Origin of the sequence: Streptomyces sp. NPDC003720 (assembly GCF_042875075.1) — a bacterium.
Taxonomy (GTDB): Bacteria; Actinomycetota; Actinomycetes; order Streptomycetales; family Streptomycetaceae; genus Streptomyces.
In genome coordinates, this window is record NZ_JBIANZ010000002.1 from 636,233 (window position 1) to 661,392 (window position 25,160).

A 25,160-nucleotide genomic window follows, 5' to 3' on the forward strand; every position below is an offset into this window, starting at 1 on the left:
CCGCGAGTCCCGAAGATCCGTCAACCCCTGACCTGGAGAACATGCGTGGGGTTACCATCGTCAGCACTGGGCCGCCTGCGAGCGGCCGGAAGCGGGGCGGTCCGGCGGACCTCGGAGGAGGGGCAGTGAGTTCTTCGGAGGAGTTCCAGGAGATCGGCCTGTCGGCCGCTCTGGGCGCCATTCGCCGCGAGTTGGCCGAGGCCATGGCGGAAGCCGAGCACGAGGGCGGTCCGGTGCGCCTGGGCGTCACCTCGCTGGAACTCGAGCTGCAGACCACCCTCACCCGCAGCAGCGACCTGAACGGCGGCATCAAGGTCCACGTCATCTCCGCGGGCGGCAAGCGCTCGCACAGCGACAGCGCGGTGCAAACCCTGCGGATCCAGCTCGACGCCCGCACCACCGCGGGCACCCCGGTGCAGACCAAGGACCGGCTGACCCAGCTGCCGCGATGACGGGCGGGCAGGCCTCCCAGGCCGCCGTCGAGCCATCCCGCGTCGCGCGGGTGGCCGTCCACGACACCCGTCAGGAGAACTACGCCCTGGGCACCGGGTACCGCATCTCCCACCGGCTGGTGCTGACCGCCGCCCATGTCGTCGAGGGCGACGGTGACGTCCTGGTGAGTCTCGGCGACGACGTTGAGTGGTCCGCTGCCGAGCGCGTGTGGGAGGACCCCGAAGTCGACGTCGCGTTACTGCGGTTGGAGCCGACGCCGGACACCACGGTGACGCCCGTGCACCTGGGCCGGGTGGACGGCACCACAGCCGGCCGGGTGACCGCCGACGCGCTCGGCTACCCCGTCCACGCCCTCGTCGTCGACGACCTCACCGGAGATCACTACCGCGGCAGGCAGCACGTGCGGTGCCGGGTCGTCACCGCGGCCAGGGGGCGCCCCAAGACCCTGCGCCTGGAGCTCGACAGCACCCCGGACCCCTATGCCGGCGGCGACAGCCCGTGGCGGGGCATGTCGGGGGCGGCCGTCGTCACCCGGGACAGCGGACTGCTCGTCGGGGTCTTCCGCGAGCACGTGCCCGCGATGGGCGTCAGCGCACACGACGTCACCGACCTGGCCGCCATCGACGACACCCGGTGGCGCGAGTTGTTGGACGAGGAAGGCGTCCACCCCGAACCACGCCTGGCCCCGCCGGACGGCTGGAACACCACCGGAGGCCGCCTGGTCCTCCACCATCAGCACATGGCGGCCCTGGCCGGCAACGAGTCGGTGTTCACCCGGCACGCGCTGCCCTTCGTCGACCCCGAACCCGGTCACCCCGCGGTCCCCAAGAACATCCTCAGGAAGCTCGGCGAGTTCGCCGGCGACGTCCAGGCGCCGCTCGGCGTCGTGCTCACCGGCCCGGCGGGCACCGGCAAGAGCCGGATCTGCCTGGAGACGGCCCGGCTCGCCGACCGGGAGGGCTGGCTGGTCGTCCACCTCGACGACGTCCCACTGGACGCCGCCTGGTCGTGCGTGCACCCCCTCGCCCGGCGCATCCTGCTCGTCGTGGAGGACGTCGCGTCGCTCTCGGAACTCAGCCGCCGTGTCGCGGACCGGCTCTGCTGGGCCGCCGACGACAAGAACGTCGAGCTTGCCGTGATGGTCGCCGCCCGGACGACGGCCTGGCGTCTGCACCAGACGCGCCTCAAGCCGTTCTTCCAGCGGATCGAGGCACCCGACGACTCGGCCTACTACGCCGGCGTCCGCCGCGCCGCGGTACGCGCTCTGGCCGGCCCGGCGGTACGCCAGATCGGGGAGCGGCGGACCATGCGGCTCTGCGGCGGGCCGCCGGCGATCGCGCTCCACCTCGCCCACCTGCGCGGACTGCAGGCCTCCCGCGGCCAGGACCTGCGCCGCGCCGTCCCCCTCGACGCGCGCCGGGTCACCGTGTGGATGGGCGACGTGCTGGACGCGGAAGGCCTCGCCGGACCCGGCGTCCGGACCGCGGCCGACCAGTGGGAGGACGAGCCGCCGCCCTCCCCCCTGCTGATGGACTCCGCCAGGGTCGCGGCCGCCACCCCCTGCGCCTCCCGCGAACTGGCCGGCGTCCTCGGCGAGGACACGGCGGAGAAGTGCGTCAACGGACTGCGCCTGCGCGGACTGCTGGAGGAGCGCGGCGGCGAAGTGCACATGGTGCACGGCCTCTTCACCGACCAACTGCTGGCGCGCGCCGTCCTCATGGGCGACGAGGAGACCGTACGCCACGAAGCCCTGGGGACGGTGCTGGACACCGGCCTCGCTCGTCCGCAACTCTTCGGCAACGTCCTGAGGTCCGTCAGCCGGCTCCACGACGCACTGGGGGAGTCCCGCAGCGACTTGCTCGCCGAAGCCGTCGCCCAGTGGTTCGGGGAGGCGGACGGAACACGGACCGCCCGGGCCGGCGAGCTCATCGCCGCGGACCCGCGGGGCCGCGCCCTGCTCACCCTGCTGCGCGGCCGCCCCTGGCGGCACCTCGCCCAGCGGTACCCGCAGCAGATGGTCGAGCCCTGGCTCCGCGCCCACTACCGTGACTCCGCCGCCCGGCACGCCCTGGTGGCCGTGCGGTCCCACCTCGACGCCTCGCACAGCATGGCGTACCTCATGGGCTGGATCGACAAGAACGCCGTCCTGCCGGAAGCGGCCTACGTCTTCCACCACGCGGTCCCCGCCGCCGACGCGGACCCGGCCTTCACCGAGTGGACCGTCGACGGCATGTACGAGTACCTCACCCGCAACTGGGACCGCCCCGAGGCCTCGCGCGTCTACGACCGGCTGCTCGACAGCGCCAAGGGGCTGGCCCTGAGCGAGGGCGACCCGCGCGTCGCGCAGGTGATCGACTGGGCCCTCACCTGGCTCCGGCGCCATCCCACCAGAACCGAAGCGGGCTACTTCGCACCCCAGTTGGTGCTCCGGCCCGAACTCACCGGCCGGCGACTCGCCACCACGGCGCAGTACCTGCTCGACACCGTGATTCCCCGCGCCCGCGGCAACGCCAGCTACTCCCTGGAGCCGCTGCTCAAACGGCACCGGCTGCGCCGGGACCTGCCCCACCCGGTCTTCAAGCAGACGGTGAAGGACGCCCTCGCCTGGCTGGAGGACGGAAACCTCGGGCTGCTTCCCGAGGCCGCCTACGTACTGGGGGAGCTCCTGCGCCGCGAGCTGCCCGGCCGCGACGACGCTCCCCGTGCCGCGCAGTGCGCCCTGAACTGGCTGGAGACGCGGGCGACCCATCCCGACGCCTGGCGCGTGCTCGCTCCGCTGCTCACCAAGGTCCGCAAGCCCGCCACCCGCGCCGAGGCGATGCTCACCGACGACGAGTGCGCGGAGCTCGCGAGCCACGCGGTGTCCTGGTTGCGCGAGCCCGGCGCGGAACCCCGCAACAAGATCAGTCTCCTCGGCGCGCTGCTCCGGACCCGGCTCTTCGACGGCGACGACGAGGAGCTGCCCCGCCTCGCCGGGCAGGCACTGGAGCTGTTGCGGCGATCCCCGGTCCCCACCGCGGCACGGGCGCTGCTGCCACCGCTGCTGGCCAAGAACTCGCTTCCGGCTCAGGACAGGGAGGCCGTACTGGAGGCCACCTTCGGCTACCTCCGGCACCATCCCCGAAGCGAGCACACCAGCTTTCCGCTGACCGTGCTCGTCTCCCGCCAGGACCTCACCGAGCGGCAGTTCCAGGACGTCATGACCGCGACCCTCGACTGGATCGACGCCCACCCCAGACAGACCAGCGCCTTCCGTCTCCTGTCCGGCGCCCTCAACAGCCCCCTGGCAGGACCGGCCGAACGCAGCAGGCTGGCCGGGCGCGTCATCGAGCTGCTGTCCGCCGAACTCCTCGCCACCGACGCGCAGCACCGCCTCACCAAGCGCCTCCTCGCGCACCGGGACGAGATAGTCCCCGAATGGAACCGCTTCGTGGCCCGCGCCGGTCAGGTGCTGGCCGCCGCGGGCTTCCCCCCGTCCGGCCTGACCGTGCTGCGCCCGATGCTCGAGGGCGCCGACAGACTGGACCAGCCGACGAGGGACGCCCTGTTCGCGACGTGTGCCGCCTGGTGCGAGGTCCGCCCGCTGTCCTCGACCGCGCTCGCCCTCCTGCGCACCGTGCTCACCACCCGCCCGCTCTCGGCGACCGCCCGGCGCACCGTCTCTGCGGCCGGCTGCCGGATGGTCTCCCCGGACACCGTGCGCAAGCGGGAAGGCGGCGGGCTGCTCCTGGAGCTCCTCCGCCAGGGTGACCTCGCCGCCCTCCCGGCGGCGGAGGCCGACGGCGGGACACCGATCGAGAAGGTGGTGCGCGTCTCGCTCGACTGGCTGGACGCCTGGCCGGAGGACGCCCGGGCCACCGCCCTGCTGCAACAGGTGACACACAGACTGCGGCACAAAGGCGGCACGCCGACCAGACCCCGGCCCGGCCTCCTCGGTGGGACGGACGAGCCGTCCGCCGCGCACATGGCGGAACGCGCGATCCGCCACTGGGAGAACTGGCCGGCCGCGCACCCGAGCGCCACCCGCGAGGAGCGCGCCGCCGCGGAGGAACACCTGCGGTACCTGCGGAGCGCGGTGCGCGGAACCGGCGGATAGACGCCACTGGCCGATGGCCGGCGCGCGGCCCCCTCCGCGCGGCGACCTGGCCCGCCGCCCACCGCCGCTCCTCCCGGGCGTGCGGCACGGTCCCACACGCCGGTAGGCTGCGGCGGTGCGCACGGTCGAGCTCCTGTTGGACGAGGCGGCGGAGCTGGAGGTCCGGGAGGCCTGGCGACGGCTCGCGGACGCGGGGCTGCCCAGTCAGGCGCGCCACCGCTCACCGACCAACAGTCCGCACCTCACCCTGGCCGCCTGCCCGGAGCTGACCGCCCCGATCCGCTGGGAGCTCGCCGAGGTGGCCGCCGCCCTGCCGCTGCCGGTGCGCTTCACCGGAGTGGTCCGCTTCGAACGGCCGACCTCGGTGCTGGCGTGGGCGCTGGACCTCGACTCCGTCCTCGCTGACCTGCACCGCCGGGTGTGGGAGGCGGTGGCTTCGGACACTCCGCCCGCGGCCCTGAACCCTTTCCACCAGCCCGCGCGCTGGAGCCCGCACATCACTCTCGGCCGCACCCGGCGAGCCGGCGCCTTCACCGGCAGACGGGTCCTCGACCTGCTGCCGGCGCCACCGCTGTCGGTCCGGCTCGTCACCCTGCGCAGCTACGACACGGAGACCGGCGCCCTGGAGGTCCTGCAGCCCCGCCTCTGAGAGGGCGGTGCCCCGAACCATGATCGCGTCGAGGGGGCCGGCCGGTGGGAATGTACCGCCGGGGGGTGTTGTTGAGCAGGCTGTCTGACATGACCGAGTCATGGACTCGGGATGTGGGACGACGGAAGGAGACCCCCATGGCACGCAGCACGGCGCGGCTCGTCGTCACGCTGAAATCGACGGCCGGTACCGGAGCCGTCCACGTGACCCGCAAGAACCGTCTGAACGATCCCGACCGGATGGTCCTGCGCAAGTACGACCCCGTGATCGGCAAGCACGTCCCGTTCCGCGAGGAACGCTGACACCCGCCTTCGTCGCCCGGCGACGGAGGTTCCCGAGGAGGGACACTCCATGAGGCCCGGCATCCACCCCGTCTCCCGCCCCGTCGTCTTCCGCGACCGGGCGTCGGGGTTCCACCTGCTCACCCGCTCGACCGTCGACACCCGGCAGACGGTCGAGTGGGAGGACGGGATCACCTACCCGGTCGTCGACGTCGAGATCTCGTCGGCGAGCCACCCGTTCTACACCGGCAACACGCGCGTCGTGGACACCGCGGGCCGCGTGCAGCGCTTCGAGCGGCGCTACGGCCGTACCACCCCGGCCCGTCACTGACCGCGGGCCCCGTTCGATCTCCCGAGAGGAGCCCTCATGAAGGTGCGCAAGTCCCTGCGCTCGCTGAAGGCCAGGCCCGGCGCCCAAGTGGTGCGCCGGAGGGGCGTGACCTTCGTCATCAACAAGAAGGACCCCCGCTTCAAGGCCCGCCAGGGCTGACGCCCGGCCGCAGGGCCCCCGCCCCGTGAAAGCCCCCACGCCGGACGACGCGCGCCGCGTCGTCCGGCGTGGGGGAGGGGCGCCATCCGCATCGCCTTCGCCGGTCACCTCCGGCTGATCCGACGGGGCCCGCGCACCCTAGCCGATGTCGTTGACCAGCACCGCTGCCCCGTCGAACCGGCCCGCCTTCAAGTCCCGCAGGGCGACCGGGGCCTGGGACAGGGGATACGGGTGGGTGGTGGCGCGTACCCCGTAGCGCGCGGCCAGCGCCAGGAACTCGCGGCCGTCCGCCCGGGTGTTGGACGTGACGCTGCGCAACTCCTTCTCGTAGAACAGCTCTCGCTGGTAGTCCAGCGGCGGTGTGTCGGTGAGATGGATGCCCGCGACGGACAGCACTCCGCCGCGATCCAGGGCACGCAGCGCGACCGGGACCAGTTCACCGGCCGGCGCGAAAAGGATCGCGCTGTCGAGGGGTTCCGGCGGCATGTCGTAGGCTCCGCCGGCGGACGCGGCACCCAGCTCGAGCGCCAGCCGCTGCGACGCCTCGCCACGCGTCAGCACGTGTACGACAGCGCCCTGCGCGAGCGCCAACTGGGCGCACAGATGGGCGCTGCCCCCGAACCCGTACAACCCGAGCCGCCCGCCCGAAGGCAGCGACGCCCGGCGCAGCGCGCGGTAGCCGATGATGCCCGCGCACAGCAGCGGAGACAACGCGACGTCCTCCACCTCACCGGGCAGCGGATAGGCGAAAGCGCCCGGTACGGTCGTGTACTCGGCGTAGCCGCCGTCGGCGTCCCACCCGGTGTACCGCGAGTCCGGGCAGAGGTTCTCGTTCCCGCGCCGGCAGTACGCGCACGTGCCGTCCGTGCGCCGCAGCCAGGCGACACCGACCCGGTCCCCGAGGGCGTACCCGCTCACCGCCTCGCCCATGGCCACGACCAGACCGACGACCTCGTGACCCGGCGTCACATGCCGCCGGTGCAGCGGCAGATCGCCCTCGACGACATGAAGATCGGTCCGGCACACGCCGCACGTGCGCACACGCACGAGGAGTTCGTCGGGGCCCGGAACCGGCACGGGCTTCTCGACGAAGCGCAGCGGCGTCCCCTCGACGGGGCCGGGCTCGCCCACCTCCCACGCCCCCATGGTCCCCGGTGTGCCGCTCGCCATCTGCCACCCCGTCTCGCCACGCGTCGTCGCCTGCCGGGCCCGACCCCTCCCAGTCTCGTGCGCGACCGGGAGCACCGCCACACAAGAGGGCGTGACACACGAGCCGACGGCACGGGCGAGGGTGATCAGCCAGTCCGGTAGTGGATCAGGTCCGGCAGGATCGCGGGACTCACCGGAGCAGTCAGCCGGAACTCGATCAGCCGGGCCGGACAGCCCTTGGCGACCAGCTGCGCGAGAGCGGTCAGGCGGTGGTTGCCGTCGAGTACCAGGAACCGGTCCGGACCCAGGGCATATGTCGCGAGGATCAGTGAGACACCCTGGTCGTCGAGCCGGGTCGCGTACTGGTCCCGCAACGCCCCGATCCGCAGACGCCGGTCGATCTTGAGGACGGAGAAGTCCGTCACGAGCTCCGTGTGGCGGATCGGCACCGCGTCGTGCTGGTCGTACGCGACTTCCCCGGACCAGGACGCGTCCCGGTACCAGGGGGCGTGGTAGCCCTCCAGGGCGGCCGGACGGTACGGCGTGAGCTCGGTGGTGATCATGGACAGCCGGACGGTTCCGTCGTCCCGTCGGGCCATCTCCGACAACGCCTCCCAGTCCAGGGTGGTGCGGATCCGGTCGGCGCCCTCGGTGAAGTGGGCGCGGAACACGTCGAACGGCACGGGATCGGTCCCGATCCGCAGGAGCTCCTGCGTCCTCGTGTCGATTCCGCCGGCCCAGTGAGCAGCCACGATCTTCGATTTCCGCGCGTGGAACACGGCGGTCTCCCGCAGTGTCCCGACCACCGAGGCGAAATGAGACCAGTCGTCGTGAGTCCACTGAGCACGGGAACGAAGGGAGGAGCTGAGCCTGTCGGTGATCGTCTCCAGCACTCTCGACACCGTCCGCAGATACTCCTCCTGCATCGGTCGCCGGGCGAGGGGCACGAGTGACAGGCCGGCTCTGCAGTCGTACAGCGCCCGGTAGGTGAGCTCCGGCGCGCCGGCTGCGCGCAACTGGGACAGGGAGAAGGTCAAGTAGGCGACCTTCTCGGTGAGTTCGAGATCGGCGAGCGCCTCCTGGATGTTCCCCTGCCGCCGGGCGAGCAGCATGCCGACGATCATCGTGGTGACGGCCCCCAAACCGAAGCTGGACGCCCAGTCCGACCAGCTCCACGGCTCGCCGCGCCACCACAGGAACAGATCCATGGCCCCGGCGGCGAGGGGGAGTACGGCCAAGGGCCAGTACTCCGTCCATAACGACCGCGCTCTCGGCATCCTCGCTCCTCCTCCGGCCGCGAGACCGCGGCCTCATGAGAGGAAGACCCGTTGTGCCGTCGGTCGGTTGCACCACCATGGACAAGCGCGGGCCGGACAGCCGTGAGCCGCCAAGACAGCCATAACAGCGAACCGGGACGCGGTCAGGCTATGAGCAGACGGAGGCCGAGATCCGCCGTGTCGAGGTCCGCGATGTCGCTGTTGCGGTCGGTCCAGCGGCCGGAGGCCAGGTCGTCGCCGAGGGCGCGCACCGCCCGCTGCTCGGCCTCCGGCCCGACCCTCGTCCACACCGACATGGCACGGCGCACGTGATCCTGCAGATACGCTGCCGGTCGGCGCCAGTACGCCTCGAACAGTCCGTCGGCGCAGTCCCACGGGACGGGCACCGGGTCGGCGCGGGCGCCGATCGCGTCGGCCATCGCGGCGAGGGAGGGGAACTCCACTAGGAGAGCGGCGAATTCGGGCAGGTAGTCGCGGGTGAGCCAGAACCGGTCCGGCCATCCGGGTTCGTCGGTGTCGAAGGTGAGCACCACCACGCGGCGGGCCACGCGCCGCATCTCGCGCAGCCCCGCTATCGGATCACGCCAGTGGTGAACGGTGGAGACGGCCATCGCGACGTCGAAGGACCGGTCGCCGAACGGCAGGCTCTCCGCGGCGGCGGCCAGGCAGGGCGCCGAGCCTGCGGGCCGCTGCCCGCGCATGACCGCCGAGGGCTCCACTGCGGTCACGTCGCGGTCGGCAGGCTCGTAGGAGCCGGTGCCCGCCCCGACGTTCAGCACCGTCCGCGCGTCCCCGAGCGCGTCCCAGATCTGTGCGGCGATCCGCGGCTCGGTACGCCGTGTCGCGGTGTAGGCGCCGCCGATCTCGTCGTACAGCCGTGCACCGAGCATCTCCAGTTGCTCCTCCGGTGTCACCGTCAGTCCCTTCGACCGTGCTTCGAGTTCCCTGTCGATGGCCGCCACCATGGCATCGGCGCGATCACGCCGTTCCAGGAGCAGGCCGCGCAGCCGGCGCAGGTGCGCGACCGCGTCGGCGGACGCGTCACCGACCAGTTCCGCGACCTCACGCAGCCCGAAGCCGAGCCGCCGGTAGGCCAGCACCTCCCGCAGCCGCTCCACGTCGGCCGCCGAATAGGCCCGGTACCCGGCCGCGGTCCGCGTCGAAGGGCGGACGAGCCCGATCGCGTCGTAGTGGTGCAGCGTGCGGACGCTCACGCCGGCCAGCTCGGCCACGCGTCCTACGGTCCAGTGATCTTCCACGGCACCGACTGTGCAGCCTGACGCCACGTGAGGGTCAAGGCCTTCACTCACGGCGGCAGAACGCGAACGCGAACCAGCGGTCCGGGGCCAGGAATCGAGCGGAGCGGCCTGGCGCGGCCGAGTGGTCGATCACCTAGGCTGGCGCGGTGACTGATGCGCAGGGGCTCGTGCGGCCGTCGGGAGTATGGGCAACGGCGGTGGGGGTGGCCAGGGTTCGGGCGCTGGAGACCGAGCGGGAGAACGCGTTGTTCCGAGACCCACTGGCCCGGGCCTTCGCCGCCGCCGGCGGCCTGTGGCCCTCCTCGTCGCCGCTGCCCGATGACGAGGCCGCGCGACGCCGCCGGCTGGCCGTGTCGCTCTCCATCGTCATCAGGACGAAGTTCCTCGACGACCTGTTGCGGCAGGCCTGCGCGTCCGGGATCCGGCAGGTCGTGCTGCTCGGCGCCGGCATGGACAGCCGGGCCTTCCGGATGGACTGGCCCGAGGGCACCCGGCTGTTCGAGGTCGACACCGCCGCCCCACTGGACTTCAAGGCCTCGGTGCTGCGCCAGGAGCGGGCCGTCGCGCGCTGCGAGCGGATCACCGTCGCGGTGGATCTGCGCGAGGACTGGCCGGGCGCGCTGGCCGCCGCCGGCCACGACCCGGCCGCGCCGACCGTGTGGATCGCCGAAGGACTACTGATCTATCTGCCCGAGGACGCGGTGGAGTTGCTGCTGGCCCGCATCAGCTCGCAGTCGGCGGCGGGCAGCCGGATGGGGCTGACACTGGGCTCGCGCGGCGTCATCGAGCGCTTCGGCGCGGACGCCGCGCCAGGATCGGCGGCGTCCATGTGGATCTCGGAGGCGCCCGACGACCCGGTGCGCTGGCTGGCCGGGCACGGCTGGGAGGCCGGCAGCCACACCCTGCGCGACCGCGCCGCCGCCTACGGCCGCCCGATCAGCACACCGCCGCAGCACGAGGAGGGACCCGGGGGACTGATCTCGGCGGTCCGCCGGTAGAGGACTCCCGGCGCCCTGCATCCGCGGGCGAGCGCAAGGTCGGCGCCCCCCTGGGTGGTCTCCTCCAGATCAAGCCCGTTCGAAGTCTCTGGCCGAAAGGATCTCGGATCTGCCGGGCGGGCGGCCTAGGCTGAGCCCCGTCCGCACTACCTGGGGGGAAGCATGACGAGCAGGTTCACCGAGCTGACGGTCGACTGCCACGATCCGGAGAGGCTCGCGGCCTTCTGGTGCGAGGTCCTGGACTTCAAGGTGATCGACCGCGGCGAGGACAAGGTCGAGATCGGCTCTTGGGAGCCGACCGTCGAGGATGTCCGGGCCCGCCAGATGCCGCCCACCCTGGTGTTCATCCGTGTGCCTGAGGGCAAGACCGTCAAGAACCGGCTTCACCTCGACGTCAGCCCGATCGACGTCAGCACCGAGGACGAGGTGACCAGACTGCTCGGTCTCGGAGCCGTCAAGGTGGACGTGGGCCAGGGAGCGGACCGGAGCTGGGTCGTCATGGCCGACCCCGAGGGCAACGAGTTCGACGTCGTGCGCACCTTGGCACCGCAGGACTAGGCAGCCTTACCTGGATCGCCTTCCCTGGTCGCGAGGTTCTCGTCTCCGCAGGCCTCCGTGGACCGCACCACCAGGAGGAAGAACCAGTGTCGTATCCTCAACCGCTCACCCCCGATGAACAACTCGTCGAAGCCAAAAGACAGTTGAGCCTCCCGCGCATCGTCGTTATCTGCGGCTCCACCCGTTTCATGACCGAGATGGCCGAGGCCGATCTCCGGGAGACCAAAGCCGGAAAGATCGTCGTCAAGCCGGGTCTCGACATGAAGTCGCCGCACGAACTCTGGTCCGATCCTGTCGAGGCCGAGGCGCTGAAGGCCCGACTCGACGATCTGCACCGGGCGAAGATCCGGCTCGCCGACGAGGTGCTCGTAGTCGGCGACTACATCGGGGACAGCACCCGAGCCGAAATCTCCTACGCCCGGTCGCTGGGCAGGCCTGTGCGGTTCACGCACCCCGAAGTAGACCCCGACGCCTGACCGCCCGCTCCCGCACCCTCCGCGGACACCCCTTGTGATCGTCCGGGCGATGTGGATCGATACACCGATCATGCACGGGCGAGACGACCGCCGGCGCGTGCGGCCTCCGGGGTGAGTCCGGTCCAGCGACGGAACGCTCGAAAGGCACGGACAACCGCGACCTGTGCCGAACGTCGACGACCGATCAGCCGAGGATCTTCAGCCGGTTGATCGACGTCGCCGGCCCCCCGTGTCGACCTGATAATGATGAGGGCAGACCTCAAAGCCTGCATCGGATACGTTGATCATCCAGGGGCGGACACGCTCGGCTAGACCGCGCCCGGCCAGGCCCCACCGACCCCGGCTGTGACGCAGCTCCTGTCGCCCCCGGGGGAGGCCGCCGTACCGTTGTCCGCACCTCCCCGCCCGGGCGCGCAGTGCCCGCGACCGAATCACCCACACCGGAACACCCAGGACAGGCGGGCATACGCACAGGACGGTCCACCATGCCCACCGCGCTCTCGCCCGTCATCGCCGCCTCCGCACGCTGGCTGCTGGCGGCCTTCCCCCCGGCCACCGGCCCGCTGAACCAGGCCCTGGCCGAAGCCCAGGCAGGCCATGCGGCCACCATCGCCGCCGCCCTGCGCTACCCCACCGCGCTGGACGCCGAACTGCTGGACCTGCTCGGCCCCGGCGGCTCCGGCCGGCTGGACTTCGTCACCGGCGCCGACGCACCCCCGCTGACGGACGCCACCCACGCCTGGCGCACCCAGGTCGACGAGACCGTCGTCAGCTGGGCTGCCTGCCTGCTGGCCGACGCCGACCTCGCCGCCCTGGCCGCCGCCTGCCTGGCCGCCACCCACCACGGCCCCGACAGCGTGGGCGACGCGCGCCGGCTGACCATCCCCAGCCCGCGCGACCACCGCGCGGCCCCCCTGCTGCGCCACCCGGACTTCCTCGGCCCGATCGCGGACCTCCACCGCGAGACCCTCCTCGGCCTCCTCGGCGCCGGCCCGGCCGTCACCGCCCCCGAACCCGGGTGACCACCGAGCCCGTACGACCACAGGCAGCCGGCCACCGTCGGGCCGCCGCGGCCCGTCGCGCTCAGGGCGCCTTGAACAGAGCCGGGAAACGCGGAGCGAGCCAGGGCTTGCGCCCCCCGACCAGGATGCGGCCCTGAGCGAGGGGACCCCACTGGCCCCGGCGCCCGAGCGCCATCAGGAGGAACGTGACCGGCTCGATGAGGATGGTGCAGCCCGTAACCGCTCCAAACTCGATGGCAGGCCCCGACAGGCCGGACCACGCCTCAGCCGGCAACGGACGCGAGCAGCACCTGCGGCAGCTTCATCGCCCCGGCCGGTGTGGGCCAGCGCCGGAGGTGTAGGTTCTCGCGACCCGTGTCATCTGCCGCACCTCTGACCTCGACGGTTCTCGGACTTCCCACGCCATGTCATGTGCTGGATTCCCAGCGCCGTGTCATTTTCCCGGCTCGCCCAGCCAGAAACGGCGACGCCGCCGCCCAAGAAGAGGTCCACCGGACGGTCAGAAACTCCAGCTGTAGAGGCCGCCGCCCGTGGTCACCGCAGACGCCGCAAGCCGGGACACTGCCCGCAGGACCGCCAGCAGATCATCGTCGGTCATTTCGTCCCCGTCGGCGGACCTGAGCCTCGCGGTCCAGCGATCTGCCAGTTCCTCCAGCTCAACGGAGGTGGCGTCGGCCAATGCCCGGATCAGCCGCGGCGGCAGAGCCAACACCTCAACACCATCGTTCAAGGGGGCAGTGACCCACTCCGGCCACGGCCATGCAAGGAGCTGCTCGATCGGCGGGAGCTCGGCCGCGGGCTCCTCGAAGTACATGTCCCACTCCGCGATGGCACTGTCCGGATCTATGAAATGGCAGGTCACAGACTCAAACGCTGGACCAGGTCCCTGTCGGCGCGTCGCAGCCGCACTCTCGTCGTCCGGAGCGAGGAAGAACACGATGTCGTGGGCCATCTCAGAATGGTGGCAGCCTGCCGAGCTGATCGAGGAATGCCGGTCGAAGGCTCACGTCAGGGCTGAGCGGCTGGCGTGGTTGAAGGACGAGCTCGCGCGAAGGCCCGTGAAGGAGACCGTGGGGTTCCAGGCTTGCCTTGACCGTCTGTGCGAGCAGGCGTTCACCAGGGATCTTTGGGCTGCCGCCGAAAGGATCTTCGGCGGCTGGTGCTCGGATGACGGCTTCTGCTACCGGGTCTATTCGCAGTGCACCGGGCTTCAGCCCGGTGGTGAAGCGAATCTTTAGCCTGCTCTGACCTCAGCTAAAGGCTGTCCCGCATCTGGCGGCGGAGGGAGCCGCCGCCAGATGCAGACGCTGGACACCGCCTCGTGTCAGGAGCATCCTGCGGCTGGCTACGAGGTCATGGGCGGCAGGGCCGATCCGCATCCCGGAAATTCGACGGCCCTGCGCGCTCTCAACAATGGCTGGCCGGGTCGCCAATCGGAGGGCCCTCCAGGCGAGGTTCGTCTCCTTCGTCAGGACTTGATGGCTCTCAGGCCCGACTTCCTGTTCGAACCAGCGCACCGCGAGACGCCCGGCCTCGAGGACTTCGCCCTCGCCGTCCCGAAGAAGGCGTGAGCAAAGGAACTGCACTACGGCCGAGTGCCCGAAGCCGGCCCTAGGGGCGACTGCCTTGTCCACCAGAACGTCCTCCGGTGCCCGAGCTGCATCGGGCAGGAGCAGAAACGCTTGCCGGCCACCGCAGCGCAGGGCCTCCCCGAGCGAGGAATGCAGGTGCACCTGGTGAAGGCCCTTCGGGCCGGGGTGGCTGCAGAGCCAGCCGGATCGCGGCAGGGCCTCGCTGATGCGCTGCCCGATGCCTTGCTCGTCCTCGGGCAGCGCCCAGACATCGGTCGTCTTCGTGCGGGAGCCAGGAGTAGCCACGGACGCAGCATGGCAGAGGACAGCGGCATCCCCCGCGGGGGCGCCCGGGCCACGGCTGGCTGTAGGTGTGATCACCGCATCGGAAGCATCATGGATACTCCCGTTCACCGGGCTGGCTCCCCGCGAATTCCGCACGGTGATCGCCGCGCTGCGTCGCGAGGGTGCCGAAAAAGCACGTCCGGGACGTCGCTGGAGCCTGTCCCTTGAGGACCGGGTTCTGCTGGTCGCCGCCTACTGGCGGACGACCTGACGCTGCGACAGCTCGCGCCTCGCTTCGGTGTATCCAAGTCCGCTGCCGACCGCATGCTGCGGCACATTGGCCCGCTGCTTGCGCTCAAGACTCGCCACCGATTCCGCCCTGGCACCGTGCTGATCGTGGACGGCACACTGGCGCCCACCCGGGACCGCTCCATCGCCGCACAGTCGAAGAACTATTGCTACTCGACCAACCACCAGGTCGTCGTCGAGGCTAACACCCGCTTGGTCGTTGCCGTCGGGCGCCCCGCTTGGTCGTTGCGTCGGGCGCCCACTGCCGGGCAACCGCAATGACTGCAAGGCGTGGGCCGAGTCGGGTGCAGCCGCCGCGGTGGGCAAGACGACCACCATCGCTGACGGCGGGTACCAGGGCACCGGCCTCGTCATCCCACACCGCCGCCCCGCCGGCGGCGACCTCTGCGCCTGGAAGCAAGAGCACAATCATTCCCACAAGCGCGTCCGCGCCCGCGTTGAGCACGTCTTCGCGCGAATGAAGACCTGGAAGATCTCCCGCGACTGCCGCTTGAAGGGCGACGGCGTCCATACCGCCATGCTCGGCATCGCCCGTCAGCACAACCTGCTCCAGGCCGCGTAGCCCACCAACGCGTCCCAAGCACCGCCAACGGGCTGCACGTCAAATATCGGTTGCGGGACTTCCCAATGCTGATGTCAAGCCGCTGGTGCGACGGAGAGCGAGGGGCTGTAGCCCGTGCTGTCTCGGGCGGCTCTTCCCCGGCTCGCGCAAGGATGTCGACGCTGTCGGCCAGGCCATCGATCGTGTGGCCACGCTTCAAGGAGTGGTGCATTCGGCGTCGGAAGACGCCCGCGTGCCGGTTGGCCGGGACCAGGCCGTCCCAGACGACGAAGTCAGCCCCGGCGATCAAGGCGGCGCGCGCAGGTCCGCACGCCGGGGTCTGTTCGCGGAGCATGGCGATGAGGTCGTCGCGAGTCACACTGCCGCCAGGTGACAGGAAGGACGGCGATCGGCTGTGTGTGACAAGTACAGCGCCTCCCTGGTGACAGTCCGGCTGCTCCGGACCTCGTTGTGCGATGGCGGCCAACCGGGGTTGCTGAATCTTGAAACGCGGCGCGCACCCGCCCGGCGGGAAAAACGGTTGGTGATGTCCACCAACTCCTGGTTCAGCGAACGGTTCGAGCGGTCGTGGTGAGGTGTCTGGCGCTACCCGACATCAACGGACCAAGCCCGCATCACGGGACGAAACAACGTGCGGGAACGACCTCTTATCTGGCTGGTGCCTCAGCGATGAAGTGGGCGGCCACGCTGGTACTGTTTCGGCCACGGGACGTCGTCACCGAGCACGCGGGCCGCGCGGAGCGGCCAGGTCGGGTTGCGCAGCAGTTCGCGCGCAAGCATGATCGCGTCGGCCGAGCGATCCACGAGGATTTGGTCGGCTTGCTCCGGTGCGGTGATCAGGCCGACTGCGGATACGGGCAGGGCCGCGCCCTCGCGGACGGCTCGGGCGAAGGGCACCTGGTATCCGGGCTCCACTTCGATACGGGCGTTGTGGACGAGGCCGCCGCTGGTGACATCCACCAGATCGACGCCGTGGGCCACCAGGTGCCGCGACAGCTCGACCGTCTCCTCCAGCGTCCAGCCACCGTCGGCCCAGTCCGTGGCCGAAAAGCGTACGAATAGCGGGCGGTTCTTCGGCCACTGTGCCCGTACGGCGTCGGTGACTTGGACGAGGAAGCGGCTGCGCCCGTCGAGATCGCCTCCGTACTCGTCGCCGCGGTGGTTGGACAGCGGTGACAGGAATTGGTGCAGCAGATAGCCGTGCGCGGCGTGGATCTCCAGGACCTCGAAGCCGGCGGACAGCGCCCGCGCGGCGGCCTCGCCGAAGGACCGTACCAGTGCGCGGATGTCGTCCGCGCTGAGCTCCCGTGGGGCCGGCCAGTCGCCGAACGGCAGCGGTGACGGTGCCAATGTCTGCCATCCGCCGGCATCCGGTTCGACGTACCCGCCGCCTTCCCACGGCGGTGCCGTCGACGCCTTGCGGCCGGCATGGGAGATCTGGATGCCGGCAATGGTTCCCTGCCCATGGACGAAGTCGGTAATCCGCTTGTACGCGGCGGCCTGGCCGTCATCCCAGATGCCGGCGTCGGAAGGGGTGATCCGGCCCTCCGGTTCCACTGCCGTGGCCTCCTGCATGACCAGGCCGGACCCGCCGCGTGCCAGGGAGCCGAGATGGACCAGATGCCAGTCCTGCGGATAGCCGTCGACCGAGCTGTACTGGCACATGGGGGCCACCCAGGCCCGGTTCGGGAAGGTCGTGTCGCGGAGGGTGAGCGGCGAGAAGAGACGGCTCATAGGAGGCCTCGCAGGAGGGATGGGGGACGACGGGTGTCCCGCAGCCGTCAAGCCGTGACGGCCTGGGATCCTGCGGGGGCGCCCCTCACAGTGGATGCACCCGAGTACCCGGCCACTCGTGGCACAACCACGGCCAGGGGTGCCCACCCACGCGGATGTCCCGGTCCGTGGCGGTCCCGGGCCGTGCTCCGGGTCAGGCGGCACACCGCCGACGACGTCGACGCGCGCCGACATCGCCCTGATCGTTCGGGAAGAGGCGATTCTGAACGAGTGCGCAGGTCGTCGTCGTGCGCGGAGACCTCGGGCAGGCGGTAGGTCTTGCTCCAGCGGCTGGTCCCGGCGAACGTCAGTATCAGGGCCCCTTTCGACGACCGGAGCCACATAGCCGATTACGTCGCGCGCGGCGCCCTCCCCGAGAGTGCGGGTGACCACCCAGGTGGCGAGGTACTGGGATGCCAGGCAGCCCCCTGCTGTGACGATGTTTCCCTCGGCGTGGAACGGCGCGTCCAGCACGGTCACGTCGCAGGCTTCGACAAGGGACCGGCTCTTCACATCGGTGCAAGCCGGCCTGCCGTCCAGCAACCCCAGCCGGGCGAGCGCCAGCGCGCCGGAGCATCGCGCACACATTGCCGACGCCGCGGCGGGCGAGGCGGAAGCAGCGGAGTGACACGATCCCACAGATCATCAGGCTCAAGATCATCCGCCACCCGCAGAACTCTGCCGCCCGCCAGCCACTGCCAAGCCTGTCAGCCAAACTCATTTTGGAATGATCAGAAAGGTGGGAACGTCCTGCTACGACAGGGCTGCGGGGCCCCGGGCGGCCCTTCGCCGTGCGCCCGGTCAAGGGCCGCCTCCCGCTCCGCCCAGGATCCTGCAAGGTCGAGTTCGGCCTGCGTCCCGGGCGGGGCACGGCCGGAATAGCGGTAGAGGGCTGCGGCCGACGGACACGCCGCAGTGCGTGGTGCCCGTCGGCGGGTCCCCGCGCAGTGGCCGGACGCGGCCGTCGGCGGGCGACGGCCGCCAGTGTGCGAAGGAACAGCCACTGTCGGCTCCGGATACGCAGGTTCCGCCGGCACTGTTCCGCCGTACACGCGTGGCGGACCGCACGACGCCCGGGAGCGCTCCGTCACCGGGTGTCGCGCGGACGAGGGGCCTACCGTGGGAGGTGGACCCGGCGTCGGCCCCGCCGACCGGCTGGTCGTTCACGCCGGGGGCGGAAGGAGGCACGAGATGTCCGATGCGATACGGGACACCACGGCCCGGCGCGTACGACATTTCGTCGAGGCCGGATATCCCGACGCCGCGCCTGTCGAGGCGGCGGTGGAGGGAGCCGTCTACCGACTCGGGGACGGAACGGTGGCCAAGGTGTGGGAGCGCCGACGGGGATCCGAACTGCGGCGGATGCAGCGCTTCTACGCCGATACCGCGGCGCACCTGCCGTTCGGCGCCCCGGAGATCCTCGCCGTCGAGGACATGGACGGTGTCCCGATGACCGTGGAGCGGGAGCTGACCGGCGAGCCCCTGGCGGGCAGGATCCGCATCGACGACCCGGACGAGGTGCTGCCCGAAGCGGTCGACTGCCTGATCGGCGTGCTGCGCGCCCTCTCGGACGCCCATGACGTCGACGAGGTCAAGCACCTTCCTGTGTTGGACGAGGAACGCCCGTTGTGGGAAGGCCACACCACTTTCGGATCCGCCCTGGCGGACCTGGTGGACCGGCGGGTCAGCCGGTGCACGGACCGGCTCTCCACGCATGTCCGCGACTTCGACGACACGCGCGCCCGGCTGCTTCGGAAGCTGCGCTCGCTGCCGCGTACCGACGAGGCGGTCGTCCACGGTGACGTCTTCCCGGAGACCGTGCTTGTGGACGACGACCTGCGGCCGCTCGCCCTTGTGGATTACGGCTTCCTGTCCACGGGCGGGGACCCCCGGTTCGACGCCGCCGTGGCCGCGGCCATCTTCCCGGCGGGCACCGAGCACGCCCCGGAGATCACCCGGCAGCTCACCACGCGGTTCGCCGACGAGCTCGGCTACGCGGTCGACGACCTCCTGCTGTACCGGGCCGCCTATGCGATGACCACGAGCGACGCCTTCGCGCCGGGCGGCGGTGACGAGCACTTCGCCTGGTGCGTCAGCGTGCTCGAGGACCCGGCCGTCGCCGAGTCCCTGCACCGGTGACGCACCGCGGGCGGCAGCCCGGCGGCCGGGAAGTTCCGGTGACGGTGTGTGTCGTGCCCTACGATCCCGAGCGGATCCAGGGGCACATGGCCCTGGTGGTCGAGCGGCCGTTCTCTCTGCCGACGACGTCCGAGGAGGCCACGAAGACAGCGGGTGGATGGTCGAGAGGCCGGGGTTCCAAGCAGTCAGGCACTGCGCGCTTGGTACAAACAGCGGCTGGGGTAGCGCCGTCAAGGGCCAGAACCGCTAGGACCCAATGACCTTCTCGCGTTGATGCGGGACGCCAGACCAACGGGCCTCACCCGGACGACGTCGCAACCCGGCCCAAGAGAGTGCCCAGCACCTGGACCTCATCAGGAACCGCCAGCAGGCCTACTTCCTCGTGGAGCTCACGGACTGCGGCCAAGCGACCACCCGGCTTCGGCGTGCAGTCCGGGAGTATCGGCTCGATCCGCGCCCACTGCGCATCTGTCTATTGAGGAGGGCTCCGTGGGGTAGCACCCAGGACGGGGCGACGAACATTTCGGATACCGCCGGCGCAGCCGACGCGCTCGCCTTGATTGCGGAGGAGGGATGCCGGGCTGCTGGAGTCCGCCGTCACCGACGCGGGCCGCGACGGGCCCGGCCCGGAAGAGGGAGCGGTAGACGTCACCGTGCGTAGCGTAGGCAGGCTCGTCGTCACGCTGCTGCCGGGCAAGGGCCGCCACCGCAGCAGTCCCAACTCCAGGACTGAGGCCGGCCTTACCGGCCGGGGTGTCTGAACGCACACGCGATGAACCAGCCGCCGTAGGCCCGTGTGATCGGCCTCCCCACACCCCGGTGCCCGCGAGCGGATGGCCGACAGCCTTGGTGGTCGAGTGCGGCGGCGACGGCGGGGTCGGCCGCGAGGTCGGCGACCGTCCGGACGGCGTGCAGGAAGGCGTCCTGAATCCGCCCGCCCCACCAGTTCCGCGGCTCCGCGATGACTGTCACGGCTCATCCCGCTGGGCGCGCCTCGCGCCTACAAGCCGTTTTCACGAACCGGGGCTCAGGCCCTCGGAGCGCCGCTGCGCATGCCCGGGCGTCGGGTCCAGGTACACCCGGCACACCGCCGGGAACGCCTCGTGCAGTCGCTGCTCGGCCCGCTCGCAGGCCCACTCAACTTCGGCGGCGGTCGACAGGTCACGGAAGTCGACCTTGGCCGCCACCAGCGCTTCCCCCGGCGCCTGCACCAGCGTCGTCAGCTCCAGTACCGCCTCGATGTGCTCCACCTGCAGGAGTTCCGCCCGGATCCGCTCCCGCACCGGCCGGGGCAGCGGCCGCCCGATGAGAAGCTCCACGTTCGACCGGCCGAGCACCCAGGCGACGTACAGCAGCAGCACGCCGATGGACAGGGAGGCGATGCCGTCCCAGACCCCGGATCCCGTGAGCTGCCCGCCCAGCAGGCCGCCCGCCGCCAGCACCAGGCCGATCAGTGCAGCCGAGTCCTCCAGAACCACCGCCTTCACGGCGGTGTCGGGTGTGTGCCGCAGATAGAGCCGGAAGGGCATCCCGCGGCGGTCCGCGTCACCACGCGCCTGGCGCACCCCGGTCCGCAGCGAGAAGCCCTCCAGCACGAAGGCGACCGCGAGGACGATGTAAGACACCCGCGGGTCACCGAGCGTCTCGCCCCTCGTCAGGGTGTGGATGCCGTCGTAGAGGGAGAAGACCGCGCCGCCGACGAAGGTGGCGACTGCGGCGAGCAGCGCCCAGACGTAGCGTTCGGGGCCGTATCCGAGGGGATGGTCCTCGTCGGGGGGTTTCCGGCTGCGCTTGAGCGCCGTCAGCAGCAACACCTCGGTGACCGTGTCGGCGACCGAGTGCGCGGCCTCGGAGAGCATGGCGCTGGAGCCGCTGACGAGGCCGGCCGTCACCTTGGCTATCGCGATGCCGAGGTTGGCGAGGGCGGCGACGACGACCGTGAGGGTACTTCCGACGTCGGTGTCCCGCCGGTCCCGGTGCAGTGCTTTCGCCATGTCCCTCAGTGTTCCCGCGGAACCCGTACCACGCCCTCCTGGATGACCGAGATGGCCATGCGCCCGGTCCTGCGTATAGGTGCGGGCCTGACCGAAGCCGCGGCCACCGCATGCCGACGGGGACTTCTGGTCGTACATGACCCGGACGCGATGCAGCTGCGCACCTTCGTCCCGCGACATCCCGATGCGCTTCGGCCCCGCCGCGATGCCGGACATCGACCACCGGGTCAGCCGTAACCGGCTGCTGTTCGTAACGGCAGCCAAAATCCCGCCGTCGCCGAGTCCTTCCAACCCCGCTCCCGCGACTCCCGCGTCCTGTGGGCCTCCGGCAGCAACCACCACGCCGCCATCTCCGGCCTCAGCTCCAACGACCGCGCCGAGGCCCTCGCCCCCCTCACGCGCTGGACCAGCACCCGCTGAAGGCATGACAGCCTCGGGCGTACGCACACCGCACGGAAGACAGACGCAATGCGAGCGCAAGAGGGGCGGGGGCCAGGCAGGTGAGCCTGCCGACCAGGACACTGGTGACGTACTGGCTTTGACCAGCCCAGGGGAGTGGCCCGGGATGACCTCGTCCAGGGTCTCCGCCGCCGAGCGGGAGGCCTACGCCAACGACCTCGGCGACGACCGCGCGCTGATACCGGTATCGGCCGCCTCGAAGCGGTCCCAGGCGGACCAGGACCCCACCACCTGGCTGCCGCCGGCCGTCGCCTACCGCTGCCAATACGTCACCGACTGGGTAGCCGACAAAACCCCCTGGGGCCTGAGCATCGACACCGCCGAACAAACCGCACTGGCCGAAGAGCTCGGCAACTGCGCGGATGCTCCGATCACCGTCGTCCTAGCACGCTGAGCGGTACCCGGACGAGTCGGCGGCACGGCGACGGCCGCAGCCAGATCGGCCTCCGGCCCAGGCCGCGCACTGCAGACGGCTGCGGGAAAGTCACGCAGACCACCCATCACGGCCGCCGATATGCCCGGTCTCCTTCACCCTGCGCTGCAGCTTGAGCAGTTCGATCTGCAGGATGCGCTTCGTCCGCTCGTACTCGCGCCGTCCGACCCGATGGTCGTACGGGTGGTCCTCCCGCCAGGTATCGATCGGCCGTCACCGTCCTGAAGCACCGGCCGCTCCGGTTGCCGATTATCCATCAGCCAACGCGTGCAACAGGTCGGCCTCGCGCCGCGTGCTCCGGCTCCCCTGCCCCTCCAGACCCAGACGTACTACTGCGGTGTCCTGTGCTGCTGGCGGTGCCGTCACAGCCTCGGCCGGGCCCGGAGTCGAAAGCCTCGGCCGGAGGCGGCAGCGGCCGGCGCCACCACCTCGGGCTCGCCTCTCACTCACGCGTTAGTCCACCTGCGGGACGTGGCTGAGTTGATCACCGGACAAGGCGGGATTCGGTGATTCGATCGAGGCAGGAGGCATATGCCATGGCTGACAAGCGACAGCAGGACTCACGATCCCCACTCACGACGTCGCGGCGCCGGGTGCTGGCCGCGGCCGCCCTCGCGCCCGCGCTGGGCGCCGCGCCGGCCCGGGCTGACGCACTGTCCGCCCGCCGGGAGGACCACGCCCTGGTCGAACCGGTGATGACCAAGCTGGCGGACTGGACGAAGGTGGGCGCGGCACTGGGCCGGCCTGGTGACATGAAGCGATTCATGTACCACACAGCCTTCCCGCGCCTGGACCTCAAGGTCTTCTCTCGAGGCGTTCTGGTCGACCCCGCGCTCGCCTTGGGCACGCACGTGTCCTTCGTCCGGTACGCGGACCTCAGCACGCTCCTGATGGGCGACACCGTGGTCACCGAAGGCGAACTGCAGCATTTCTGCGATGTCTTGCAGCAGCACGGCATCATGCAGACCGCCATCCACAAACACCTGCTCGCCCACCAGCCGGCCGTCTGGTGGGTCCACGTGCACGCGCACGGTCACGATCCGGTGGCCGTTGCCCGGGGCCTGCGTGCCGCGCTCGACCGCACCGGTACCCCACCTGCCGAGCCCGTCGTTTCCTCGCCACCCGTCGACCTGGACACCGCCGCCATCGACGCCGCGATGGGCGTCAAGGGCATCACTGACGGTGTGATCTACAAGAGCACCTATGTCCGTCGTGAGACCGTCGCCGACGGCCGTCTGGTGCTGCCTCCTGGGCTGGGTTCCACCACGTCCGTCAACTTCCAGCCGCTCGGCGGCGGAAGGGCCGCCCTCAGCGGTGACCTGGTCATGATCGCCAGTGAGGTCCAGCCCGTCCTCACGGCGCTGCGACGCGGCGGCATCGAACTCGTCGAGCTGCACCACCACAACCTCGACGACCAGCCACGCCTTTTCTTCGTCCACTACTGGGCCGTCGGCAACGCGGTCAGACTTGCCCAAGCCGTTCGCAGGGCCGTGGACACCACCAACGTCGTACCCATGCCTGGAGGAGCCGGCTGATGACCGCGGACAACGAGACGCTCACTTGCCCGTTCGATTTCAGCAGAGCCCTGGATTTCGATCCCTCGCTCGGGTCCTTGATGGAACGCCGAACTCCCGTACGCATCCGGCTGCCTTACGGCGACGCGGACGCCTGGCTGGTCACGGGCTTCGACGCCGTCAAGCAGGTGACCACCGACCAGCGGTTCAGCAGGGCGTGCATCACCGGCAAGGATTATCCCCGGATGACGCCGGAGCCGATCGTCTCTCCGGAGTCGATCAACGTGATGGACCCGCCGCAGAGCAGCCGCGTTCGTCACCTGGCCTCGCAGGCATTCACCCAGCAGCAGGTCGACTGTATGCGGCAGCGGATCGTCCAGCTCGCGGACCGCCTGCTGGACGACATGGAGGGACAGGGACCGCCGGCGGACGTGGTCGAGCACCTCTCCGACAATCTGCCCCAGCATGCCGTCCTGGACCTCCTCGGCATCCGGCGGGAGGAGTGGCCCTGGATCGAGGACGCCGTGCACCAACTGCTCGTCGTGGGTGCGGAGAACAAGGACGCCGCCACGAAGGCCAAGGCCGACCTGGCGGACTACTTCGCCGAACTGGTCGCACAGCGCCGCAAGTCACCGGGCCCGGACCTCATCAGTGCGATGGCCGCGGCACAGGAGGGCGACGAACAGCTCGACGACAGAGAACTGGCTGTCATGACGTTGACGTTGGCGCTCAGCGGCCAGGACACGGCAACCTGCCAGATCAGTAACATCGTCTACCTGCTCCTGACCCGCCCCGTACTGCTGCAGCACCTCAGGAGCCGGCCGGAGACCGTGACCGACGTCCTGCACGAGATGCTCCGCTACATCCCGTTCCGCAAGGGGGTCGGCATCCCCCGGGTGGCTCTCGAGGACGTCGAACTCGACGGTGCGCACATCCGGGCGGGCGACTTCGTCCACGTGTCGTACCTGACGGCCAACCGTGACCCGGAACGCTATCCGGACCCCCATGTCATCGACCTCGATCGCCCCAGCACTCCCCATATGACTTTCGGCTGGGGCGGACACCGATGCATCGCCGTGCCCTTGGCCATGGCGGAACTCGAAGTTGCCATCGGCCGACTGGTGCAGAGGTTCCCGCGTCTTCGGCTCGCAGTGGCACCGGAGGAGGTGCGTTGGGACACCAACACGATCAGACGGTTCCCACTCGAGTTGCCGGTGGCCTGGTAGACGCCTCGCGACCGCAGAAGCGAACTCTCCCGGTACGGGACCCGCTCGCGCCTAGCTACGGCGGGCGGAGCCGGTGCCGGGGGCGTCGTCCGTGAGGGGCAGACGCGGGTGATGCGCTTGCCGACTTGCTCCCGTACGGCTGCCACGCTCTCGCAGACGGCCATCACGATCTCCAGGTCGTCATCGC

At 70.6% G+C, this 25,160-nt stretch carries 21 protein-coding genes and 3 pseudogenes; 16 read left to right on the forward strand and 8 right to left on the reverse strand.

Annotated features, from left to right (window positions below):
* Positions 1-125: 125 nt before the first annotated feature.
* From ACFYU0_RS08485 to ykgO, 6 genes are all read left to right on the forward strand, one after another.
* On the forward strand, positions 126-452 hold the full coding sequence (locus ACFYU0_RS08485; protein WP_351672955.1) for a trypco2 family protein: 327 nt from the start codon (positions 126-128) through the stop codon (positions 450-452).
* Positions 449-4,549: a trypsin-like peptidase domain-containing protein gene (locus ACFYU0_RS08490; protein WP_389298771.1), complete on the forward strand. Its 4,101-nt coding sequence runs from the start codon at positions 449-451 to the stop codon at positions 4,547-4,549. Before ACFYU0_RS08485 ends, ACFYU0_RS08490 begins: the two co-directional genes overlap by 4 nt.
* A gap of 115 nt (positions 4,550-4,664) precedes the next feature.
* Positions 4,665-5,198, forward strand: a complete 534-nt coding sequence (locus ACFYU0_RS08495; RefSeq protein WP_389298773.1) for a 2'-5' RNA ligase family protein — start codon at positions 4,665-4,667, stop codon at positions 5,196-5,198.
* A gap of 137 nt (positions 5,199-5,335) precedes the next feature.
* Positions 5,336-5,500: a 50S ribosomal protein L33 gene (gene rpmG / locus ACFYU0_RS08500; RefSeq protein ID WP_389298775.1), complete on the forward strand. Its 165-nt coding sequence runs from the start codon at positions 5,336-5,338 to the stop codon at positions 5,498-5,500.
* Between the two features lie 49 nt (positions 5,501-5,549).
* Positions 5,550-5,810, forward strand: coding sequence for a type B 50S ribosomal protein L31 (locus ACFYU0_RS08505; protein WP_389298777.1), 261 nt, complete (start codon positions 5,550-5,552; stop codon positions 5,808-5,810).
* Between the two features lie 36 nt (positions 5,811-5,846).
* Positions 5,847-5,969 carry a type B 50S ribosomal protein L36 gene (gene ykgO / locus ACFYU0_RS08510; protein ID WP_026084623.1) on the forward strand — a complete coding sequence of 41 codons (123 nt, stop codon included), beginning with the start codon at positions 5,847-5,849 and terminating at the stop codon, positions 5,967-5,969.
* A gap of 138 nt (positions 5,970-6,107) precedes the next feature.
* Here ykgO and ACFYU0_RS08515 read toward each other — a convergent pair whose 3' ends face one another.
* The 3 genes from ACFYU0_RS08515 to ACFYU0_RS08525 all read right to left on the reverse strand — a co-directional run bounded on the left by ACFYU0_RS08515 (position 6,108) and on the right by ACFYU0_RS08525 (position 9,654).
* Complete coding sequence (locus ACFYU0_RS08515; protein WP_389298780.1) at positions 6,108-7,115, reverse strand: zinc-binding alcohol dehydrogenase family protein; 1,008 nt, start codon at positions 7,113-7,115, stop codon at positions 6,108-6,110.
* Positions 7,116-7,264: 149 nt separating this feature from the next.
* Positions 7,265-8,356 carry a hypothetical protein gene (locus tag ACFYU0_RS08520; protein WP_389298782.1) on the reverse strand — a complete coding sequence of 364 codons (1,092 nt, stop codon included), beginning with the start codon at positions 8,354-8,356 and terminating at the stop codon, positions 7,265-7,267.
* Positions 8,357-8,538: 182 nt separating this feature from the next.
* Complete coding sequence (locus tag ACFYU0_RS08525; RefSeq protein WP_389298784.1) at positions 8,539-9,654, reverse strand: MerR family transcriptional regulator; 1,116 nt, start codon at positions 9,652-9,654, stop codon at positions 8,539-8,541.
* 146 nt (positions 9,655-9,800) lie between these two features.
* Between ACFYU0_RS08525 and ACFYU0_RS08530 the strand changes: the two genes are divergently transcribed.
* The 4 genes from ACFYU0_RS08530 (at position 9,801) to ACFYU0_RS08545 (ending at position 12,708) form a co-directional block, all read left to right on the forward strand.
* Positions 9,801-10,652, forward strand: a complete 852-nt coding sequence (locus ACFYU0_RS08530; RefSeq protein ID WP_389298786.1) for a class I SAM-dependent methyltransferase — start codon at positions 9,801-9,803, stop codon at positions 10,650-10,652.
* A gap of 162 nt (positions 10,653-10,814) precedes the next feature.
* Positions 10,815-11,210 (forward strand): VOC family protein, encoded by a 396-nt coding sequence (locus ACFYU0_RS08535; RefSeq protein ID WP_351672971.1) that lies wholly within the window; start codon positions 10,815-10,817, stop codon positions 11,208-11,210.
* An 86-nt stretch (positions 11,211-11,296) separates the two neighbouring features.
* Entirely contained in the window at positions 11,297-11,686 is a 390-nt protein-coding gene (locus tag ACFYU0_RS08540) for a hypothetical protein (RefSeq protein ID WP_351672973.1), read from the forward strand.
* 485 nt (positions 11,687-12,171) lie between these two features.
* A complete protein-coding gene (locus ACFYU0_RS08545; RefSeq protein ID WP_388155940.1) occupies positions 12,172-12,708 on the forward strand; it encodes a hypothetical protein in 537 nt (178 codons plus the stop codon).
* A gap of 499 nt (positions 12,709-13,207) precedes the next feature.
* Here ACFYU0_RS08545 and ACFYU0_RS08550 read toward each other — a convergent pair whose 3' ends face one another.
* Positions 13,208-13,660, reverse strand: a complete 453-nt coding sequence (locus tag ACFYU0_RS08550) for a hypothetical protein (protein WP_389298789.1) — start codon at positions 13,658-13,660, stop codon at positions 13,208-13,210.
* On the opposite strand from ACFYU0_RS08550, the gene ACFYU0_RS08555 reads away from it, so the two are divergent.
* Complete coding sequence (locus ACFYU0_RS08555; RefSeq protein ID WP_389298791.1) at positions 13,647-13,946, forward strand: DUF4240 domain-containing protein; 300 nt, start codon at positions 13,647-13,649, stop codon at positions 13,944-13,946. The two genes, ACFYU0_RS08550 and ACFYU0_RS08555, sit on opposite strands and share 14 nt — an antisense overlap.
* A gap of 694 nt (positions 13,947-14,640) precedes the next feature.
* Positions 14,641-15,435: pseudogene (locus tag ACFYU0_RS08560) on the forward strand (transposase).
* A gap of 663 nt (positions 15,436-16,098) precedes the next feature.
* On the opposite strand, the gene ACFYU0_RS08565 reads toward ACFYU0_RS08560, so the two are convergent.
* A complete protein-coding gene (locus tag ACFYU0_RS08565; protein WP_389298793.1) occupies positions 16,099-17,169 on the reverse strand; it encodes an NADH:flavin oxidoreductase/NADH oxidase in 1,071 nt (356 codons plus the stop codon).
* A gap of 1,230 nt (positions 17,170-18,399) precedes the next feature.
* Between ACFYU0_RS08565 and ACFYU0_RS08570 the strand changes: the two genes are divergently transcribed.
* Positions 18,400-19,347 carry a phosphotransferase family protein gene (locus ACFYU0_RS08570; protein WP_389298795.1) on the forward strand — a complete coding sequence of 316 codons (948 nt, stop codon included), beginning with the start codon at positions 18,400-18,402 and terminating at the stop codon, positions 19,345-19,347.
* Between the two features lie 1,013 nt (positions 19,348-20,360).
* On the opposite strand, the gene ACFYU0_RS08575 is transcribed toward ACFYU0_RS08570, so the two are convergent.
* Together ACFYU0_RS08575 and ACFYU0_RS08580 are read right to left on the reverse strand one after the other, a co-directional pair.
* The gene (locus ACFYU0_RS08575) at positions 20,361-21,341 is read right to left on the reverse strand and encodes a cation diffusion facilitator family transporter (RefSeq protein ID WP_389298797.1); all 981 of its coding nucleotides are present in this window, start codon (positions 21,339-21,341) and stop codon (positions 20,361-20,363) included.
* A 5-nt stretch (positions 21,342-21,346) separates the two neighbouring features.
* Positions 21,347-21,479, reverse strand: a pseudogene (locus ACFYU0_RS08580) (acyl-CoA thioesterase II); the annotation flags it as partial.
* Positions 21,480-21,906: 427 nt separating this feature from the next.
* Here ACFYU0_RS08580 and ACFYU0_RS08585 point away from each other — a divergent pair.
* Complete coding sequence (locus ACFYU0_RS08585; protein ID WP_389298799.1) at positions 21,907-22,194, forward strand: hypothetical protein; 288 nt, start codon at positions 21,907-21,909, stop codon at positions 22,192-22,194.
* A gap of 123 nt (positions 22,195-22,317) precedes the next feature.
* Here the strand turns inward: ACFYU0_RS08585 and ACFYU0_RS08590 are convergent.
* A pseudogene (locus ACFYU0_RS08590) lies at positions 22,318-22,557 on the reverse strand (polyphosphate kinase 2); the annotation flags it as partial.
* A 212-nt stretch (positions 22,558-22,769) separates the two neighbouring features.
* On the opposite strand from ACFYU0_RS08590, the gene ACFYU0_RS08595 reads away from it, so the two are divergent.
* Together ACFYU0_RS08595 and ACFYU0_RS08600 are read left to right on the forward strand one after the other, a co-directional pair.
* Positions 22,770-23,768 carry a DUF1259 domain-containing protein gene (locus ACFYU0_RS08595; protein ID WP_389298801.1) on the forward strand — a complete coding sequence of 333 codons (999 nt, stop codon included), beginning with the start codon at positions 22,770-22,772 and terminating at the stop codon, positions 23,766-23,768.
* Positions 23,768-24,973, forward strand: a complete 1,206-nt coding sequence (locus ACFYU0_RS08600; protein ID WP_389298803.1) for a cytochrome P450 — start codon at positions 23,768-23,770, stop codon at positions 24,971-24,973. The genes ACFYU0_RS08595 and ACFYU0_RS08600 overlap by 1 nt, the downstream gene beginning before the upstream one ends.
* Positions 24,974-25,160 lie beyond the last annotated feature (187 nt).